Raw genomic sequence first — 19,217 nt, 5'->3', positions numbered from 1 at the left:
CGATTTTTTACAATAACACTCGCCCCAACCGCCGGATTGGGATATGTTAAAAACTGATATTTCCAAGCTTCATTTATTGCTGCTTCTAAAGCGTAATTATTCATCAAAACTGTAAGTACTCCAGTCTACATATGTTTTTGCTTTTTTAATATCTTCAAATTTCACTTTCTCTTTTCCTATTTCAGCTTCATTATCCACAAAACTTTTAAGCGGTCCTTTTACTTTTGTACCGTCATTTAATGTAACTTTTACATTTTCTCCTATACTTTTTTCAAAATGTTCAGGCTTTGTAAGTTTTCTCTCAACTCCCGGAGAACTGACTTCCAAAAAGTATTTCCCTTCAACAGGGTCTTCCACGTCAAATATCGGAGAGATAAGGTTATTTATAGCTGCACAGTCATTAAGACTTACACCTCCAGGTTTTGTTATATAAATCCTAAAAAACTTATAATCCCCTTCTGTTGTTTCTTCTATGTCATATAATTCACATCCATTGTCTTCAACAATATTTTTAATAACGTTTTTCAGTTCATTTCTTGTCATTGTATCTCCTTTAAATATTTTGCTACCGCATCTTCATCATTAGTATGAGGTAAAACAATATCGGCTCTTTTTTTAACTTCTTCCAAAGCGTTTTTAACGGCTACGGAAGTACCGGCCCATTCAAACATACCTAAATCGTTTATATTATCCCCAAAAACAGTTACGTCTGTTTTATCTATATCCATAATTTCCTCGAAATGTTTAAGTCCGTGTGCTTTATCAGCCTCCGGATGAAGGACAGTCAAAAAATAATAAGGCCCGTAAGCATCTTTGGTAAGCTTCGTTTCAACATTAAAATGTGTATGTAAAAATTTTTTAATTTCCTTTAAAAAAGTCTCATCTCCCAGATAAACCATTTTAAGATTATGCTTTAAAGCTCTAAATTTTTCTATGTTTAAAACCCTACTGTCATTTTGATAATTTTTAAGCAGATGAGCCTGATAAGGATTTAATTTTTTAGGATACAAAAATTTTTCATCTCCCGGTATGTCAAATCCTACGATTAAAGGATAATCTTCAAATGTTTTGTAAACTTTTTGAACTATTTCATCTCCAAGAATTTTATCAATAGCCGTAATTTTAATAATTTCACCATCGGCTGAAGCTATCATAGCACCGTCAAGAAGTATTAAAGGATATTTCAACTCAAGCCCGTTTAAAAGACTTTTACTCCCTTTATAACTTCTTGCAGTGGCAATTGTTACGGGATATTTAAATTCATTCCAGGTTTTTTTGCTAAACTCGCTTATGCTTAAATCGCTTCTTAAAAACGTTTTGTCCAAATCGGTTACGAAAATCATTATTTTTTTATTTTCTCAAACAGTTCTTCCATCTTATTTTCATGCTCAAGCAACTCGTCAAATGTAAAACTTAAATTCGGTACTTTGTACCATCCTGTTGCTTTTAGGGCCTGAGCCTGAATGTACCCTTTTGCCTGTTTTAATTTCTTAAGGGCCTGTTTTTGTTCATTTTCATTTAAATAACTTTTTTCAAGATATACCTTAGCATCGCTTCCGTCCCTGCTACACACAACATCCACAACTCCAAGCTCCCTTATTCTTCCATCTCCCATCTGAGAGAGTACTTCCGGGATTATTTCTTTAAGTAAAGATTCTTTTCTTTGAACTTTTATACTTTTCATTTTTTAGCCTTTATCCCATGTTTTTCAAGAACTGCAAAAATTTTATTCTCTTCAATTCCTAACTCTTTTTTTATTAAAGAAATATCTCCCGTTACTTTATAAAGTGCTAAGATACCTTTTTCCATACCTTTTTCCATTCCTTTTTCCATTCCTATTTCATAACTTGGTAAATCCTCAAACTTTACTTTATTTGTAATAAACATCTCTTGCTCCTTTACAATTTCCCTAAGGTCTCTTAAAGAACTAAATTCCTCTAAAATCAGCATATATTTTTTAAACCCTCTCTTATCTGTAATAGAAATAAGCTTATTTATTATATATTCTACCACATTTTTAGGATTTTTTCCTTTAAAATCACATAAAATTGCCAAAACTAAATCATTAGGATTATTTTTATTTAAAAAGATTTCACAATCTATTTTTTTCATATCTATAAGCTCAAACGAGTAATTAAGATTAACATCTTTTAATACGTTCTTTAAGTTTCCTTTACCTAAAAAAACAACATATTGATAAATAGGATAATTTATAAATCTAGTTTTTATATCAGTGTAATACCTAAGCATTCTAAGAGGCATTAATTTATCATAAGAAGACTGAATTTCAATATGAACTACTTTATCATTATCAGCAATCGCAACTATATCCGCTCTTCTTGATTCTATTCTCTCAAATTCTTCATCTATTAAATTTACATTTTTAACTTTAAGCCCTAAAAGAGTATTAATAAGCTCTTTTAGGACTGACTTTATCACATCTTTACTGATAATATCTTTATTCAAATTTAGCTTTTTCTTCGATTTTTTGATAAGTTTCTAAGATATCTCCGACTTTTACGTCGTTATAACCTTCAACCATAATACCGCACTCAAAACCTTTACCTACTTCTTTTACATCATCTTTAAAGCGTTTAAGGCTTGCAAGCTTAGAATCATAAATAACCACACCATCTCTGATAACCCTTACGAAATCTCCTCTGTGAACTACACCGTCTTGTACATAACATCCGGCAACAGTCCCGACTTTTGGTACGTTAAATACATCTCTAACTTCTACAGTAGCGGTTACTTCTTCTCTGACTTTAGGTGTCATAAGACCTGAGAGAAGTTCTTTAACATCGTCTATCAAATCATAAATAATAGAATACGTTCTAATTTCAATACCTTCTTGTTTAGCTTTATTTTTAGCCCCGCTTGTAGGACGGACGTTAAATCCTAAGATAATAGCATGAGGTTCGCTTGCTTTTGCCAAAATTACATCATTTTCAGTAATAGCTCCTACATCGCTGTGAATAATATCGACTTTTACTTCTTCGTTTTTAAGTTTAGCCAGACTTCCTTTAATAGCTTCAACGCTTCCCTGGGTATCTGCTTTAATAATAACAGGCAGTTTTTTAAGGTTACCTTCAAGAATCATTTTTTGTAAATCTTCAAGAGTGGCTTTAGTTGTTTTTGATTTTTCTTTCATTTCAAGATATTCTTTCCATTTTTCAGCCGTCTCTTTTGCTATCTTATCGCTTTCTACCACAACTAACGTATCTCCGGCAATAGGAACTTCGTCAAATCCCGTAATTTCAGCCGGCTCTCCCGGAAGTACCTCTTTTTTCTGTTTACCCAAGTCGTCTATAATAAGTCTTACCCTACCAAACGTTTTACCGCATACAAAACTGTCTTGTTTTTTAAGGGTTCCGTTTTTAACAATAACCGTAGCAACAGGGCCTTTTCCTTTTTCAAGTCTGCTCTCGATTACTATCGCTTTTGCAGGACATTTAGGATTTGCTTTTAATTCCATCATTTCCGCTTGAAGTAAAATAGTCTCAAGCAAATCATCTATCCCCTCTCCGGTTTTTGCTGATACATGAACAAATTCGTATTCTCCTCCCCACTCTACAGGCATAATACCCATTTCGGCAAGCTGGGATTTTACTAAATCAGGATTTGCGTCAGGTTTATCTATTTTATTTACAGCAATAATAAAAGGCACGCCGGCAGCCTGAGCGTGGGCGATAGCCTCTCGTGTTTGAGGCATAACACCATCATCAGCCGCTACTACGATAATAGCTATATCCGTAACCTGGGCACCTCTTGCTCTCATTTCTGTAAACGCTTCATGTCCCGGAGTATCTATAAATGTAACTTTTTGGCCGTCTTTTTCAATCATATAAGCACCGATATGCTGAGTAATTCCTCCGGCTTCTTTTGCGGCTATTCTTGAGTTTCTTATCCTATCAAGCAAAGAAGTTTTACCATGGTCGACATGTCCCATAATCGTTACAATAGGAGGACGAGGTGTGTCATACTCCTCTTCAGGACATTTTTCATCGTATTTTTTAATATAATCAAATTCTGCAAGAGGGTCGTAAATTTCTACGTCAACACCAAATTCCTCGGCAAGCGTTTCTATATATTCTTCTCCTAAAAAGTCGTTTTTATCTCTTTCCTCTCCAAGCTCTCTTAACGTTTCTATTACTTCTTCCAAAGGTTTGTTAATAGCTTCGGCAAACTCGTAAACTCTTACCTCTTTAGGGATTTTGATAACCTGCACAGAGATTTCTTTTTTCTTTTTCTTTTTCTTCTTCTTAGCACCTTCTTTGGTAATTCCGCTTTCAGCCGGTTTTCTTCTTTTAACCTGTTGTTTTTTTGCTTCTTTTTTATTTTCTATCTGGGTTTTGGTTTTTGCTTTTTCTTCAAGCGATTCTTCATCTTTTAAAGATATATCGTTGAAATACAAATCCAAAAGCTCAACCTGATTTTCTTCTATAACATCCATTTCTGCCAAATCGACATTTATTTTTAATTCTTTTTCCTCTACATGTTTTTTAGGCGCAGGTTTTTTAGCTGTTTTTTTAGTCTCTTTTTTTTCTTTATAAGGCTGCTTATCTTCTTGTTTTTTCTCTTGTTTTTTTTCTTCCTTTTTAGGTTCTTCTTTTTTTTCTTCCGGTTTTCTTTGAACTATTTTAAAACCTTTTTGGGTCTCTTTTACAAGTTTGTCAAACGCAGCCCTTCTTTTTCTTTTAGGCTTTTCTTCATTTTTTTCTTCTTTTTTCTTAACCGGTTTTTTCTCTTCAGCAGGTTTTGAATCCTTGTTTTTTAAAAACTCTTCTATTTTAGCCGCATCAAGAGGTTCAATACCCCCTCTAATACTTGCTTTTATTCCGAGTTCTTTGGCTATTTCCACTACTTCTTTAGACTTCAACCCCAATTCTCTTGCGACTTCTGAAATTTTTAATTTCAAGTAAACTCCTTTTGTTTAATGTAAATTGAAAAACGGAAAATTTTTTATTTCCTCTTTTGCTTTCTCTTTTGAAATTTTACACAAATAAGCTACAACAGAAAAAACTTTTTTTGAGTTTTTACATTTATCACATATGTAAAAACTACGACCTTTTCCCTCAAAAGGAATAAGGCTAAAATTTTTGCACTGCATTCTGTATAAATTCTTTTGAGGAAATCTTCCTCTGCATACCACACACATTCTTACAGGCGTTTTTTTTCCGTTTTCCATTTTACATTAATTATATACCTTTACTCCGATATTGTCAAAATAAAGAATTCTCACATTAAAATCTTTAAAATTATCTTTAAGAGCACTGTAAATATTATATGCGTCGTCTTTATAGGCGAGATTAAAAAACGTAGAACCGCTCCCGCTTAAAGTGGACATTAAAGCACCTTCCCTTAAAGCTATTTCCCTAACTCTGAAAAGTTCGGGCATATTTTTCATTCTGTTTTCCTGATGTATTTTATCTTCAACCACATATTTTAAAATATCAAATTTTTCACTAAAAAAAGCCGCGGTTATCATAGCGGTAGAAGACATATTGGTTACAATGTCTTTTAAAGGATAATGGGATTTTAAAGTGTTTCTGCTTTTAGCGGTCGATACAGGTTTATTAGGAATAACAACAACGGCTCTTAAATTTGTGGGAATAAATTTTTTAAGAAAAAATACTCTGTTTTTTTTCACTTTTGCAACACAAAACCCTCCAAGAGTAGCCGGTGTTATATTATCGGGATGAGTCTCGTAATTTAAAGCCATATTTATTATTTTGTCTTTTTTATAAGGCACCTGAGCTATTTCATAAGCCGCCGTAATAGCCGCCACTATCACAGCAGAAGAGCTACCAAGCCCACGGGAGAGAGGAATTTTATTATTAAACTTAAAACTAAAACTGTCTTCTTTACCTGTCAAGCTTTTATAAATTTCGTTAAAAATATCCACAAAATAATTTCTTTTAAGACTTTTCAGATAATCGGCATTTTCTCCGTATATCTCTATCGAAGTATATTGAGAAGGTTTGATTTCAATTTCGTTACGAAGATTTAAAGCAAGACCAAGCGTATCAAAACCTGGACCTAAATTTGCACTAGTCGCCGGAACCGTAATAACCATTTATATCCTTCTACACTGCTTTTAAAACATAAAGAGGTAACGTATCTTTACTAAAATCTGAAATATCTATTTTTTCAGGCAAAAAAAATTCTCCCTCTTTTAAGTTTTTTTCTATTGAAATTATATCGTCTTTTTTAACAAAAAAAGAATTTCCTACCGCTTTTATAGGAGCGTTTTTATTAAAATAAAATCCATCTGCCGATAAAAATTCTATATTTTTAGTTATTTCAAGAGTTTTAAAAAAAACATATGCAAGCTTTATAGCCATAAAACTGCCTGGTCCTTTGGCGTAAATAATTCTTTTAATTTCGTAATCTCTTAAAAGCCCATCAAAAATTTCAGGTAAAATATCGCTTGTCAATCCTTCTTTTTTTATCGTTTTTATTAATCTGTTGTTTTCATATATTCCAACCAGCATAGGTTTGGAAATAGGAATAACTATAATATCAACTGAAGGCCTGAGCAATACACATCTCCTTTTCCTCTTCAAAAGAAACGATTTCATAAGCGTTTGCCTCGGCAAGTTTTTTTGTTAATAGATGATTTAAATGATGACCGCTTGCAAACGCTTCATAAGAGCCTATAAAATTAGCTCCAAGAAGGCTCATATCCCCGATAGCGTCAAGTATCTTATGCCTTACAAATTCATCTGGAAATCTTAAAGAATCGTTTAATATTCCTTTATCATCAAGCACAATTGCATTTTCAAGACTGCCTCCAAGAGCTAAACCTATGCTTCTTAAATACTGTACCTCTTTCAAAAAACCAAATGTCCTGGCTTTTGCAATTTCTTCTATATATTTTTTTGTGGAAAAATTAAAAGTATATTTTTGATTTCCTATAACCGGATGATTAAAATTTATTTCAAAATCGAAATTTATCTCTTTTGAAGGTTTTAAAGAAGCATATTTAACCCCATCTTCTATTTTTACCTCTTTTGTGATTCTTATAAACCTCTTAGGGCTTTGCTGTTCTTGAATACCCGCCTCTTTTAACATCATAACAAAACTCATAGCACTGCCGTCCATAATGGGAACTTCATCGTTATCCAACACAACTCTCAAATTATCCACTCCAAAAGAATATACCGCGCTCATTAAATGCTCTATAGTAGAAACTACAACCCCCTGATTTCCTATTACAGTAGCCATTTTGGTATCTACAACATATTCTGGACTTAAAGGAATACTTACCCCTTTATCACTTCTGTAAAAAACTATTCCGCTATCTTCCCCCATAGGCTCAAGCCTTAACTTTACAGGCACTCCTTTATGAAGACCTATTCCCACTACCTCCACAGGATTTTTTATCGTTCTTTGTTTCATTTTAAAACCTTTTTAATTCTTAATCCAAAAAATGTAGGTTTATCAATTACACCTAAATTTTCTCCATTAAAAATAATATTTCCTTTTAAATTTTTATAAACAAACACATAATCTCCATGACATTCTATAAAACCTTCATTTTCATCCAATATACTCAAATTCCCATACGCCTTAACCTTAGCCCCTGCGTTTATCCTGTTTAAAAAAATACCCTCTTCTTCTACCACAATTTCTTCTCCGCTTCTTATAATTCTATCAAAAATTTTAGGCTTTACTTTTTTTACAACCTCTTTTTCTATCTCTTTAATAATTATTTTTTCCTTTTCTTTTATAAAAGCTTCTGAATTTAATACAAAATAATTTAACCCTTTCTCTTTTAAAAAATTCTCTATTTTTTCGTTATGCTCTTTTAAAAGAAAAAAATGATTTTTTAAAAGGGGAAATTTAGAAGAGACTATTTTTTCAAGCTTTTCAAAATCGTCTACCTCAAAAACTCTAAGTGTTTTTTGTTTCATTTATTAATTACCTTCTTAGAACCGTTTATAACATTAATAATATTAATCTTTATCCACCTAGAATCCATCCATTCTATAGGCTGAACAGGAATTCCCTGGACATATACTCCAAAATGCAGATGGTCTCCGAATACGGCACCGGTGGCTCCCGTTCTTGCCACTACTTTCCCTTTCTTAACAATATCACCCTTTTTGACTCTGAATTCGCTTGTATGTCCGTAAAGCGTATAAAGTCCCAGTTTATGATAAATAATTAACGTATTTCCGTAAATTCCGATATATTCGCTTGCAATCACTTTTCCAAAATTACTTGAATATATTTTAGCTCTTTTTATCTTAGCAAGATCTATTCCTTTATGAACCGCTTTTGATATTTCGCTTCCTTTATAATAATAATGTCTTATTTCTCCGAAATCCGCTCTTTTCGCACTTCCCGGCAAAGGATTGAATCTAGAAACGGAAAACGAATCTATTTTATTTTCGTAAACGTCTTTTGTGTAATTATATATTCTATCTTCGCATATTTTTCTAACTTTTTCATTTACTTCTTTAAACACTGAAACAGGGTCATTTGGAATAGGCATTCCCATACGCTCTAGCACTCTTTTAGCTATATTGTTTATAAACTTATCCGTAATATTGATTTTTACGTTTTTAGGATTGTAAATTCCTTTAGTTTTCCAATAAAAAGGAATATGAACTCTTACCCTGTTTCCGGCTTTATCAGTGGCTATTAAATCGGCACTAAATTTATTTTCCGCCACAGGCCAGGCAATTAACGCCGCATAATAATTATCTTTAACAAAAGGAGTAAGTTTAAATTTATACTTATTATTTACAATAATATATTTGTCTTTTAAATTATCGTCAGAAACTTTAACAACAACCGCCCCGCTTCCCCCTCTTCCAACTGCATATGAATTTTTTATAATCTGGGCATCCGGAGCTACGGTGTCAATTTTTAAAACAATTTCTTTTTCAGCCTCGTTACCGGCAAAAAAATGCCATTTAGAATTATCAACGGCCCTTATTATAAGTTTTATCTCTTTTTCCGTAACATTCGGCAGTTTAACTTCTAAATTAACCTCTTTTCCAAGAGCATTATTTTTCGATTTTTTTATATCAAACACTTTTTTACCCGCTATAGCTATTACTGAATACTCTTTTACACCGCTATTGTCTTTTATTTCCACCTTTAACGGATTTCTTAAATTGGTGATAAATCCGTTAGAATAAACATTAATAATGGGCGGTTCTTTTTCAAATATAGGAGAAAAAAACACAAAACCGGCAATACCCGCAATAACAACTATTAACAACATAAAAGTTTTTTTCATTCCTCACCTTTTAATATCTCTTTTAAATCTTCTTTTAGCATATTTTTAACTTTTGAAAAATCAAATTCACCTTTTAAGGTGGCTCCCGCTGCTCTTATATGTCCGCCGCCTCCGTATTTAACGGCAATTTTACTGACATCTGCGTAATTTTTACTTCTAAGACTTATTTTAATCCCTTCATCATCTTCCCTTAACATAACCGCCACCTCCACACTCGCTATAGCCCTTACGCTATTTACTATAGTATCGGTATCTTCTTTTATCGCTCCGGTTATCTCCATCATTTCTTTCGTAACCTCTACAAAAGCAACTTTTCCATCACAGCAAAGCTCAATAGTATCATAAGCTTTGGCAAGAAGCCTTAGACGAGAGAGTCTGTCTCTTTGGAAAAGCATTTTAGCAACATAATCGGGTTTAACTCCGCATCTTACCAACTCAGCCGCGCATTCAAACACTTTATCGTTTACGCTTTCATACTGAAAACTGCCTGTATCCGTAACAAGAGCGGTATAAATACAAACAGCGCTTTCTTCGTTTATATCAACCCCGTTGGTTTTCAACATATTGTAAACTACCTGTGAAGTAGAAGCGGCTTTTGGGTCTATAATATTTATATCACCATATTCGGTATTTGAAATATGATGGTCTATATTAATCAAAAAAGGAGGTTTTTCTTCAATTCCAAGCCTGTCAAAACTTCCACAATCAAAACTAATCATTAAATCGTAACTTTTAGGAAGTTTATTCGTAACTTTATTAAAATTAGGCAAAAAATCCAGATAATCGGGTAAAGGTTTTGTAAGGTTACAAACAGTCACTTTTTTAGACATATTTTTCAAAACGGAATACATACTAAGAGAACTTCCAAGAGCATCTCCGTCAGGGTTAATATGAGATATTAAAACTATGCTATCCGCCTCTTTTATTCTCTCCCATGCTTTTTTAAACAATTCCGTCATTTTATCTCCTCTTATTTTTTAGAAATTTTATCAAATATTAAGAACTTTGTCTGGCTTTATAAACATACGCCAGAACTTCCGCTACCGCTTTATACAGTTCCGGAGGAATTATTTGGTCAACTTCCACGCTTTTATAAAGTTCCCTGGCAAGGGGAGGGTTTTCAACTATCATAATACCATGTTCTCTGGCTATTTCTTTTATTTTTAAAGCCAGATTATCAATCCCTTTAGCTATTACCCTTGGGGCTTCATCCTGGGTTTTATCGTATCTTATGGCAACTGCATAATGAGTCGGGTTTGTAATAACAACATCGGCTTTAGGAACTTCCGCCATCATTCTCTTTTTAGCCATTTCACGCTGAAGCTGACGAATTTTTGCTTTTATTTCCGGATTACCTTCTGTTTGTTTATATTCGTCTTTTATTTCCTGCTTACTCATCCTTAATGATTTTTTATAAGAATATTTCTGATACGTAAAATCTATAATAGCAAAAACAAAAAAAACTCCGAGTAAAGAAAAAATTAATATAACCGCTTTATCCTCAAACCATTTTAACTGTTCTAAAAAACTCATCAGCTCAAGTTTTGGAAACTCCTGCAAAAAACCAAAAAAAAGCCAAAATCCAACTAAAAAAGCTATAAACGTTTTAAGAGTGGTCTTTATCCCTTCAACAATTTTTTTTAAACTGAAAAGGTTTTTAAGACCTTTTATCGGATTTATTTTACTGAATTTGGGGATAATAGGTTTTACGGTAAACAAAAAACCGAACTGAGCCACGTTTCCTATAATTCCGGCTATAATAAGAGCCAAAACTATAGGGGCTAAAAGTATAAAAATATAATAAATGGATTTTATGATTATTCCAAAAACTATGTTTTTGGTAAGTTCCACGCCTATAAAAGAGGTATAATATCTAAAAAATTCTTCCAGATAAAATGTTATATATTTAAGATAAAAAATTAAAACTATGCTTCCGACAAGCAAAATGACAAAACCGCTAACTTCCTGTGATTTGGCTACATTTCCCTCTTTCCGAGCATTTTCTAATTTACGGGAGGTGGGTTCTTCGGTTTTTTCCATATCATCAGCCATAAAGCTCTCCTAATTTTTTAAAAAAACTCTCAAGCGATTTTCTTATTTCTTTACGGTTAAAAGCAAGGGGAGAAGGATGATAACAAACTCCTATATTTAAATCCCCAATTTTATAAAAACCGCATTTTTTAAAGTTTTTAACCTCAGGAAAAAAATAAGAAAAAGCCTTTATAGCCGAATTGCCAAGAAGTAAAATTAATCTCGGTTTTACTGTTTCAATCTCCTTTTTTAACAACTCAGCTCCTATTTTAAGCTCTTTTGCTTTAGGAGTTCTGTTTTTATTATTATCTACCGTTCTAAAAGGAAAAGCATTTGTAATTAAAAAGTCCTTTTTTCTGTCAAGTCCGCTAAGAGTAATAAGATAATTAAGATTTTCCCCGGCTTTCCCGACAAAAGGCTGACGAAGATTTACTTCGTTTTCCCCCGGGGCTTCTCCTATAATCATAATGGGATTATCATTTTTTTCTTTCAAAAAAGGATCAAAAACATCCGTAAAATCAATATTTTCATTTAATACTTTTTCTATAAACTCTCTTCTTCTTTTATAAAAATCCAAAAGATGTTTTTTCCACTCTTCCAAAGTTTTTTATCCCTGAATGTTAAGATTTCCGCCAGCACCCGTAACGGCAGCCGCCTCTTGCTGAATTTTCATTGTATTTTCAAAATTATCCTCTAAAATTTTTCCCACAACATCTTTTACCACATCCCTGGATTTTTTCATAACTTCAACCGCTACGGCATCTTGCAACTGCGTAGGGTTAAAAGAGTTGTTTACACTGTTTATTTCCATAAGGCCTCCTTTATTCTATTAACCGTCTGGTCTATTTTTTTGTTTTCTATTATTATATCGGCCAAATTAGTATATATTTTATCTCTTTTTAAATAAAGCTCTTTGGCTTTTTTTATATCTTGAAAAAGAGGTCTTTTTTTAATTTCTTCATCAGTCATTCTTTTTAAAATTTCTTCAAATCCAACTCTAAGATAAATAACAATTCCGGCTTCTTTTATCTCAGGAATAAACACAGGAAAACCGCCTCCCACAGAAATAACGGTATTTTTAACATTATTTTTAATCCATTTAAAACAGTATCTCTCTTTTTCTCTAAAAACCTCTTCACCCTGAGTTTCAAAAATTTCCTTGATACTCATATTTTCAAAATTTTCTATAAGAGCGTCCGTATCTATAAAATAAGTGTTAAGTTCTTTTGCCAATACCCTGCCCACGCTGCTTTTACCGCTTCCCATAAATCCTGTAAGGATAATATTAGTAGAGTTCAATTTCAATACCTTCTGGAGTTTTGTTTATTTTATATTTATATGTAGCATCAAAATATAAAACCACCCTGTAAAAATTCCCATGACTTCCAACCACAACTTTTTTTAAAAAAGTATTGAATTTTTTAACAATAGTATAAAAATTACTGTATCTTTTAAAATCTATCACTATTCTAAACGGTTTTACCAAAAAAAAATGCCTCAATATTTTATCTTTTGTGGAAATAAATATTTTTTTATTTTTTATATAAAGTTTAAAAATACCGAAATCACTTTTAATAATCCCAAAACCCTTAGGTTTATGGGTGATAATTATTGGAGAGTGAAAATCTATATCTTTATTTATGATTACTTCTTTTTGTTTTATATCGCTGCTTACCGTCTGATATTCAAAAATTATTCTTTTTAAAATTCTTGCGTCATTTGGAAGATAAACCTTAGCCTCCTCAAAATATTTAGGCGTTTTTTTAACGACACTCTCGGGAGACACGACAGGTTCAAAAGGATTAATCCTAGCAATAGAAAAGCTAACCATATATAAAAATATTAAAAACCTCACTCTCCCTCCAATTCTTTTAGCTCAAAATACTCTTTTTGAAGTTTTTCATTCTCTTTTTTAAGAAAAATTACTCTTTCTTGAAGCTTGGCATAATCACTTTCCAAATCTATCAGTCTTGAAAAAGAACGTTTTCCTATCATAAGATTAACCATATAAACTCCGACCATTACGGCTGCAAGTATTATTAAAATAATCTTTTTATCAAACCGCCTTGCGGGAAATATATCGTCAAAATCTATTTTTCTCATAAAAAATCCAGATGAAAAGAGAATCTCTTTTCACCGATTACTTAAAAAGTTCTTTACCGATATATTCGGTACCGTAAGTACTTCTGTTGATTTGAAGAAGTCTGTTGTATTTAGCTGTTCTCTCACCTCTTGCAGGAGCACCCGTTTTGATTTGTCCGGTATTTAAAGCAACGGCAAAATCGGCTATAAAAGCATCTTCACTCTCTCCGCTTCTATGAGACATTATACAGTTATATCCGTTTCTTTGAGCAAGTCTAACTGTCTGCATTGTTTCACTGACACTTCCTATCTGATTAGGTTTTATTAAAATCGCGTTTGCAACCCCTAAGTCTATTCCCTTTTGAAGAAGTTTTTTATTAGTAACAAACAAATCATCTCCTACAAGCTGAACCTTATCTCCAAGTTTTTCCGTAAGAAGTTTCCAACCTTCCCAGTCTTCTTCAGCCATTCCGTCTTCTATGGAAACTATAGGATATTTTTCGCATAAAGAAGCATAATATTCAACCATTTCCTCTTTACTAAGAGTCCTGTTTTCTCCGGCTAAAACATATTTGCCGTCTTTATAAAATTCGCTGCTTGCCGCATCAAGAGCTATTACAATCTGTTCTTTTGGTTTATATCCGGCTTTTTCAATAGCTTTCATAATATATTCTATAGGCTCTTCGTTGTTTTTAAAATTAGGGGCAAATCCACCCTCATCCCCAAGAGCCGTAGGATGTCCGTCTGCTTCAAGAAGTTTTTTTAATGTATGATAAATTTCCGAAGATGCTCTTAAAGCCAAATCAAAATCGCTAAAACCTACAGGCATAATCATATATTCCTGTAAATCAACATCGTTATCGGCATGAGCTCCTCCGTTTATAATATTTAACATAGGAGTAGGTATTACAAGAGCATTGCTTCCGCCAAGATATCTGTAAAGAGGAAGGTTTAAACTTCTAGCCGCCGCTCTGGCAACCGCCATAGATACTCCAAGAATTGCGTTTGCACCAAGTTTACTTTTATTTTCCGTTCCGTCAAGTTCTATCATAATATTATCTATTTCAGCCTGATCATAAGGAGAAAGCCCTATAAGCTCATTGGCTATTATAGTATTTACGTTTTCACATGCCTTAAGTACGCCTTTTCCGCCATATCTCTCATCTTTGTCCCTAAGTTCCAAAGCTTCATTCACACCGGTACTAGCACCGCTTGGAACAATAGCGCTGGCACTGTTTCCGTCACTTAAAACAACCGTAGCCCTAACCGTAGGGTTACCCCTGCTATCCAAAACCTCATCGGCAAATACGTTATCAATTACAACCATACTATTCTCCTTTTAAGTTTAATTCGTCTTCTTTATTGTTTTCTATAGCGTCAATCATATGAGAAAGTTCCACTCCTAACGCTTCTTTGATTTTCTGTTCTATCTCTTTTGCAAGTTCAGGATGTTGTTTTAAATACTCTTTTGCGTTTTCTTTACCCTGTCCTAGCTTTGTAGCCCCATAACTAAACCAGCTTCCGCTTTTATCTATAATATCGAGTTTAACCCCATAATCCAGTATTTCACCTTCTCTTGAAATACCTTTTCCAAACATAATATCAAATTCGGCTATTCTAAAAGGAGGGGCGACTTTATTTTTTACCACTTTTACCTTAACCCTGTTTCCGACTTCTTTATCGGACTGTTTTAAAGTTGCTATTCTTCTAACGTCAAGCCTTACCGAGCTGTAAAATTTAAGCGCGTTACCTCCCGTTGTCGTTTCGGGATTTCCGTATCCCACCATGCCTATTTTCATTCTTATCTGGTTAATAAATACTACGGTAGTGTTCATTTTATGAATGGCTGCAGTCAGTTTTCTTAAAGCCTGACTCATAAGCCTTGCCTGAACACCTACCTGAGCGTCACCCATATTTCCTTCTATTTCGGCTTTTGGGGTTAAAGCCGCTACAGAATCGACTACGATAATGTCAACAGCACCGCTTCTTGCAAGCGTTTCCACTATTTCAAGAGCCTGTTCGCCGTAATCTGGCTGAGAAACCAAAAGATTATCTATATCAACACCTATATTTTTGGCGTAAATAGGGTCAAAAGCATGTTCTGCGTCAATAAAAGCCGCTACGCCTCCTTGTTTTTGGGCCTCTGCTATTATAGAAAGGGCAAGAGTCGTTTTACCTGATGATTCCGGACCGTAAATTTCCGTAATTCTCCCTTTTGGAATCCCTCCTATCCCAAGAGCCAAATCAAGACCGAAACTTCCGGTTGGAATAGATTCTATCGGTTCTATCTCTTTTTCGCTAAGTTTAACCAAAGAACCTTTTCCAAACTGTTTTTCGACCTGTTTTAAGGCAAGCTCAAGCGCTTTTTGTTTTTTCTCATCCATAAAAATCCTTTATGTTTATTTATGTAATTATATCAAATTTGATATAATTTAATTAAACTCAAATAATTTCATAAAATAAATCCTTTCACTAAATTTGAAAAATTTCGTTAAAAAAATAAAAAAGCTGAAAAAATCATTTTATAATTGCAAAACTTTTCTAAATTCATCCCTTTTAAATATTCTCCTAATATTGCAATACCAGCCCTTGGTGTTAGATTCTCATTTGTGGATTGTAATTTGAAATTTAAAATAATTTGTATCATAATTTTAACTCCTGATTTTTAAAAGTCATACCTCTTAAGTGAAAGTTTTTGGTGTGACTTTTTCTTTTTAAATACCTAATTATAGGACATTTTTGCTTTTTCTCTAGTTTGGTATGGAATTATTGGGGTTTTTGCTATAATACAAGAAATTTATTTAAGGAGCATTTATGGGCAATCTTGGAATAAAAGAAAAAGTTATTATTAGTTTATCAACAATTGCAGTATTAATAGTGGGGTTAGTACTATTTGGAGTAAAAGGATTTAACGATGCAAATAGCGGATTTATTAAATATAGAAAAATATCAAAAGCGTCGATTATTGCTAGTAGATTTCAAGCAAATTTATTGAAATTAAAAATGAACGAAAAAAAATATATTGACACTCATAATAAAAAATATATTGATGAATTTATGAAACATTACAATATTGCTATAAATATAGTAAATTCTAACATTAAAACCATTAAGGACCCTAAATTACGAGAAAAACCAATACGAAATAAAAAATTGATCAAAAAATATAAAGAAGAGTTTTTGAAAGTTGTAAAATATATAAATGAAATAGACGATATTGTCCATAACAATTTAAATGTCAACGGTAAAAAAATTGAGCAGTATTTAACAGAAATTTTAAAAAGCGCAAAAGAGGATGGAAATTATAATGTCGTATACAATATCTCGCTTAATCTTAGAACACTTCTTTTAGCAAGACTTTATACCACAAAATTCTTATTAACCAATAACAAAGAAGCATTTGATAGAGTAAATAAAGAGTTTGATAATCTAAAAGAGGAATTAATCAAAACAAATAAACTTATAACAAATCCAAGAAGAAAAGAACTTTTATATAAAGCTATAAATTTAATTGATAAATACAAAAAAGGAGTAGATGAAGTTTATAAAATAATTATAAAAAGAAATAATGTAATCCATAATTTAGATGCAATGGGTATTCAAGCTGAAAAAATTGCTGAGAATGTTAAAGCTACCGTAAAAAGAAAATTAGATGAATTAGGAAAAAAAGTTGAAAAAAACAATAAAGTTTTAACAGAAACATTCATTATTATAGCGGTAATTATTATCTTTATAATAATAGCTATCATAATGTTTATTACAAAAAAAATCATAAATCCTATATTAAATCTTATAAATTACTTAGAAACAGAAATAACCAATACCCTTAATATTAAAATTGATAATCATAACAGAGATGAAATAAGTAAACTTACATACCTTACAACTACTTTTATTTCCAAAATAAAAGAAATTATTTTAGCGGCTAAAAATGCAGGTAAAGAAAATTATACTATTGCCGAAGAATTATCCGATTCTTCTTTAAAAATTGGTAAAAAGTTAGAAGAGAGTTCAAACTATGTAGAAGAAGTTACGTTAGAAGCAAATAATATCGGCAATGAAATAGACGATTATGTAGCAGAAGCAAACAATTCTCAAAACGAAATCGAAAATGCAAATAAGAATCTTTTAATGGCTAAAGATGATATTTTCAAGTTAATTTCGGAAGTCCAAGAAAATGCTAATACAGAAATAGAAACAGCAGAAGATATAAGAAAAGTTTCAGAAGATGTTAAAAATGTAAATGATGTTTTAAATGTTATATCCGACATTGCCGACCAAACAAATCTATTGGCACTAAATGCGGCAATTGAAGCTGCAAGAGCGGGAGAACATGGTAGGGGATTTGCGGTAGTTGCCGATGAAATTAAAAAATTAGCCGAGAAAACTCAAAAAAGTTTAAGTGATATAAATGCAACTATTAGTGTTGTCGTTCAGGCAATAATAAACGCTTCATCAAAAATAAATTCTAATGCATCTCAAACAGAAGAGCTAATAAATACTGCTCATAATGTTGAAACAAAAGTTGAAAACACAGTGAAAAAAGTTGATTATGCAGTAACTATGACAAAAAATATGGTTGAAAATTTCAATAAAATAAAAAATACTATCGATAAAATAGTTAACAAAATTAAAAGCGTTAATAATCTTTCGATAGAAAACACTAAAAGTGTTGAAGAATTAACTACAACAGCAGAACATTTAAACAAAATTGCTGATGAATTAAATAAAAAGTTAAACGAATTTAAAATATAAATATTCCACCCCAAAAGTCAAGACAATTTTTGAAAAATTTTGAGAATGGGGTTGTAAGAATAGAAAGTGAGAAAAGGAGAAAAAAATGGGTGTAGAGATTACCTTAGAAGAGATTGAAGAGAGACTAAGAGAGAATGGAATAAATAAAATTAGTGAGGGAAAGGGAGAGAATCATGTTAGCAAAAATTTAAAAGAATTTTTGTTAAAGTGTGCTACCGGAAAAGTTGACGATATATTAAGCGAGGAAGAGATTAAATTTATAAAAGAGTTGGAAAATGAAGAATTACGCTGAAGAGCTATATGGCATTATAAAATTATACTCTTATATTGGTGAAAAGATAAATGCCAACCTTACAAAAGAAGATTTGCTTGAGTTTGTAGATATTGTAAATCATTATAAAGAACATGCAAAAAAACACTCTTTAACCGTAACTGCTATTGAACCTTATAAAGTTATAAGTTGGGGAAGTGTGAGTTTATGTCTTAAATATCAAAAAAATGATATTAAAAAAGCAAAATATTTCTTAGTTTTAGCTATTTTATCTCTTAATGTTTTTTTAAAAGAAGATGTCGGCAAAAATCATAGTAGTGATTTTTTGAAAAAAGTTTATAAGATGCTAATGTTGGAGTGTCAAGGGGATAAGAATTTCGGAATTGGCAGAAACGGTCTCTATATGATTTTTAAGAGTGCTTCTTTAATTTATCATTAAAATATCCAAATTTGTTTTTTGGTTTTTTCCTCTTTTTTTAATATTATACACTGTATTCTCAATGAATATCGCCCATCTTTTGAATCCCTAATTTCTCTTCTTAATTCCTCTATTATATAACAATCCCTTACTTCTAATACCAAAACACAAAACAACTCTTACATTCATCTTTTCTTGACACTGACTAAATACGCTCAACAAGAGTGCAAATTTTTTAACACTTCGAAAAAGCTAAAAAGTGCAAACGCAAGCACCCTTCAGGTTAAGTGCACTTTTTTTAACGCTTTTTCTCCGTTAAAATTTGCAATTGTTTCACTTTATTTAGTCAGTACCCTTTTCTTTTTCCCCTAAAATAAATGTTTGATTTATTTTGGGGATTGGTATAA

The 19,217-nt window shown here is 32.1% G+C and carries 22 protein-coding genes and 1 pseudogene; 3 read left to right on the top strand and 20 right to left on the bottom strand.

The window, feature by feature from the left end; all coding sequences use genetic code 11:
- From ACXJH6_RS05300 to recA, 20 genes and pseudogenes are all read right to left on the bottom strand, one after another.
- Window positions 1-104 (bottom strand): annotated as a pseudogene (locus ACXJH6_RS05300) (bifunctional diaminohydroxyphosphoribosylaminopyrimidine deaminase/5-amino-6-(5-phosphoribosylamino)uracil reductase RibD); the annotation flags it as partial.
- Complete coding sequence (gene rimP, locus ACXJH6_RS05295; RefSeq protein WP_456470716.1) at window positions 97-543, bottom strand: ribosome maturation factor RimP; 447 nt, start codon at window positions 541-543, stop codon at window positions 97-99. The gene rimP and the pseudogene ACXJH6_RS05300, both read right to left, overlap by 8 nt.
- Window positions 540-1,343 (bottom strand): HAD-IIB family hydrolase, encoded by an 804-nt coding sequence (locus ACXJH6_RS05290; RefSeq protein ID WP_456470715.1) that lies wholly within the window; start codon window positions 1,341-1,343, stop codon window positions 540-542. Before ACXJH6_RS05290 ends, rimP begins: the two co-directional genes overlap by 4 nt.
- Window positions 1,343-1,684, bottom strand: a complete 342-nt coding sequence (gene rbfA / locus ACXJH6_RS05285; RefSeq protein ID WP_456470714.1) for a 30S ribosome-binding factor RbfA — start codon at window positions 1,682-1,684, stop codon at window positions 1,343-1,345. The genes ACXJH6_RS05290 and rbfA overlap by 1 nt, the downstream gene beginning before the upstream one ends.
- The gene (locus tag ACXJH6_RS05280) at window positions 1,681-2,466 is read right to left on the bottom strand and encodes an RpnC/YadD family protein (RefSeq protein ID WP_456470713.1); all 786 of its coding nucleotides are present in this window, start codon (window positions 2,464-2,466) and stop codon (window positions 1,681-1,683) included. Before ACXJH6_RS05280 ends, rbfA begins: the two co-directional genes overlap by 4 nt.
- Window positions 2,459-4,918: a translation initiation factor IF-2 gene (gene infB / locus ACXJH6_RS05275; RefSeq protein ID WP_456470712.1), complete on the bottom strand. Its 2,460-nt coding sequence runs from the start codon at window positions 4,916-4,918 to the stop codon at window positions 2,459-2,461. The genes ACXJH6_RS05280 and infB overlap by 8 nt, the downstream gene beginning before the upstream one ends.
- Before the next feature lie 276 nt (window positions 4,919-5,194).
- Window positions 5,195-6,076: a homoserine kinase gene (gene thrB / locus ACXJH6_RS05270; protein ID WP_456470711.1), complete on the bottom strand. Its 882-nt coding sequence runs from the start codon at window positions 6,074-6,076 to the stop codon at window positions 5,195-5,197.
- A 10-nt stretch (window positions 6,077-6,086) separates the two neighbouring features.
- Window positions 6,087-6,542: a hypothetical protein gene (locus tag ACXJH6_RS05265; protein WP_456470710.1), complete on the bottom strand. Its 456-nt coding sequence runs from the start codon at window positions 6,540-6,542 to the stop codon at window positions 6,087-6,089.
- On the bottom strand, window positions 6,523-7,401 hold the full coding sequence (gene lpxC / locus ACXJH6_RS05260) for a UDP-3-O-acyl-N-acetylglucosamine deacetylase (RefSeq protein ID WP_456470709.1): 879 nt from the start codon (window positions 7,399-7,401) through the stop codon (window positions 6,523-6,525). The genes ACXJH6_RS05265 and lpxC overlap by 20 nt, the downstream gene beginning before the upstream one ends.
- Window positions 7,398-7,916 (bottom strand): septum formation inhibitor, encoded by a 519-nt coding sequence (locus ACXJH6_RS05255; protein ID WP_456470708.1) that lies wholly within the window; start codon window positions 7,914-7,916, stop codon window positions 7,398-7,400. Before ACXJH6_RS05255 ends, lpxC begins: the two co-directional genes overlap by 4 nt.
- A complete protein-coding gene (locus ACXJH6_RS05250; RefSeq protein WP_456470707.1) occupies window positions 7,913-9,253 on the bottom strand; it encodes a M23 family metallopeptidase in 1,341 nt (446 codons plus the stop codon). Before ACXJH6_RS05250 ends, ACXJH6_RS05255 begins: the two co-directional genes overlap by 4 nt.
- The gene (locus tag ACXJH6_RS05245; protein WP_456470706.1) at window positions 9,250-10,212 is read right to left on the bottom strand and encodes a DHH family phosphoesterase; all 963 of its coding nucleotides are present in this window, start codon (window positions 10,210-10,212) and stop codon (window positions 9,250-9,252) included. The genes ACXJH6_RS05250 and ACXJH6_RS05245 overlap by 4 nt, the downstream gene beginning before the upstream one ends.
- A 37-nt stretch (window positions 10,213-10,249) precedes the next feature.
- Window positions 10,250-11,305, bottom strand: coding sequence for a flagellar biosynthesis protein FlhB (gene flhB / locus ACXJH6_RS05240; protein WP_456470705.1), 1,056 nt, complete (start codon window positions 11,303-11,305; stop codon window positions 10,250-10,252).
- A complete protein-coding gene (locus tag ACXJH6_RS05235; protein ID WP_456470704.1) occupies window positions 11,298-11,885 on the bottom strand; it encodes a uracil-DNA glycosylase in 588 nt (195 codons plus the stop codon). The genes flhB and ACXJH6_RS05235 overlap by 8 nt, the downstream gene beginning before the upstream one ends.
- 6 nt (window positions 11,886-11,891) lie before the next feature.
- The gene (locus tag ACXJH6_RS05230; protein WP_456470703.1) at window positions 11,892-12,095 is read right to left on the bottom strand and encodes a shikimate kinase; all 204 of its coding nucleotides are present in this window, start codon (window positions 12,093-12,095) and stop codon (window positions 11,892-11,894) included.
- The gene (locus tag ACXJH6_RS05225; RefSeq protein ID WP_456470702.1) at window positions 12,086-12,583 is read right to left on the bottom strand and encodes a shikimate kinase; all 498 of its coding nucleotides are present in this window, start codon (window positions 12,581-12,583) and stop codon (window positions 12,086-12,088) included. Before ACXJH6_RS05225 ends, ACXJH6_RS05230 begins: the two co-directional genes overlap by 10 nt.
- A complete protein-coding gene (locus tag ACXJH6_RS05220; protein ID WP_456470701.1) occupies window positions 12,570-13,139 on the bottom strand; it encodes an AMIN domain-containing protein in 570 nt (189 codons plus the stop codon). Before ACXJH6_RS05220 ends, ACXJH6_RS05225 begins: the two co-directional genes overlap by 14 nt.
- Window positions 13,136-13,387, bottom strand: coding sequence for a phosphopyruvate hydratase (locus ACXJH6_RS05215; RefSeq protein ID WP_456470700.1), 252 nt, complete (start codon window positions 13,385-13,387; stop codon window positions 13,136-13,138). Before ACXJH6_RS05215 ends, ACXJH6_RS05220 begins: the two co-directional genes overlap by 4 nt.
- Before the next feature lie 37 nt (window positions 13,388-13,424).
- The gene (gene eno, locus ACXJH6_RS05210) at window positions 13,425-14,693 is read right to left on the bottom strand and encodes a phosphopyruvate hydratase (RefSeq protein ID WP_456470699.1); all 1,269 of its coding nucleotides are present in this window, start codon (window positions 14,691-14,693) and stop codon (window positions 13,425-13,427) included.
- A 1-nt stretch (window position 14,694) separates the two neighbouring features.
- Window positions 14,695-15,750 (bottom strand): recombinase RecA, encoded by a 1,056-nt coding sequence (gene recA, locus ACXJH6_RS05205; protein WP_456470698.1) that lies wholly within the window; start codon window positions 15,748-15,750, stop codon window positions 14,695-14,697.
- 430 nt (window positions 15,751-16,180) lie between these two features.
- On the opposite strand from recA, the gene ACXJH6_RS05200 reads away from it, so the two are divergent.
- The 3 genes from ACXJH6_RS05200 (at window position 16,181) to ACXJH6_RS05190 (ending at window position 18,831) form a co-directional block, all read left to right on the top strand.
- The gene (locus tag ACXJH6_RS05200) at window positions 16,181-18,121 is read left to right on the top strand and encodes a methyl-accepting chemotaxis protein (RefSeq protein ID WP_456470697.1); all 1,941 of its coding nucleotides are present in this window, start codon (window positions 16,181-16,183) and stop codon (window positions 18,119-18,121) included.
- An 85-nt stretch (window positions 18,122-18,206) separates the two neighbouring features.
- Window positions 18,207-18,413, top strand: coding sequence for a hypothetical protein (locus tag ACXJH6_RS05195; RefSeq protein ID WP_456470696.1), 207 nt, complete (start codon window positions 18,207-18,209; stop codon window positions 18,411-18,413).
- Window positions 18,397-18,831: a hypothetical protein gene (locus ACXJH6_RS05190; protein WP_456470695.1), complete on the top strand. Its 435-nt coding sequence runs from the start codon at window positions 18,397-18,399 to the stop codon at window positions 18,829-18,831. Before ACXJH6_RS05195 ends, ACXJH6_RS05190 begins: the two co-directional genes overlap by 17 nt.
- The last annotated feature ends 386 nt before the right edge of the window (window positions 18,832-19,217 follow it).

This window comes from Caminibacter sp. (assembly GCF_053999135.1).
This window is presented reverse-complemented; position numbering and strand designations above follow the sequence as displayed.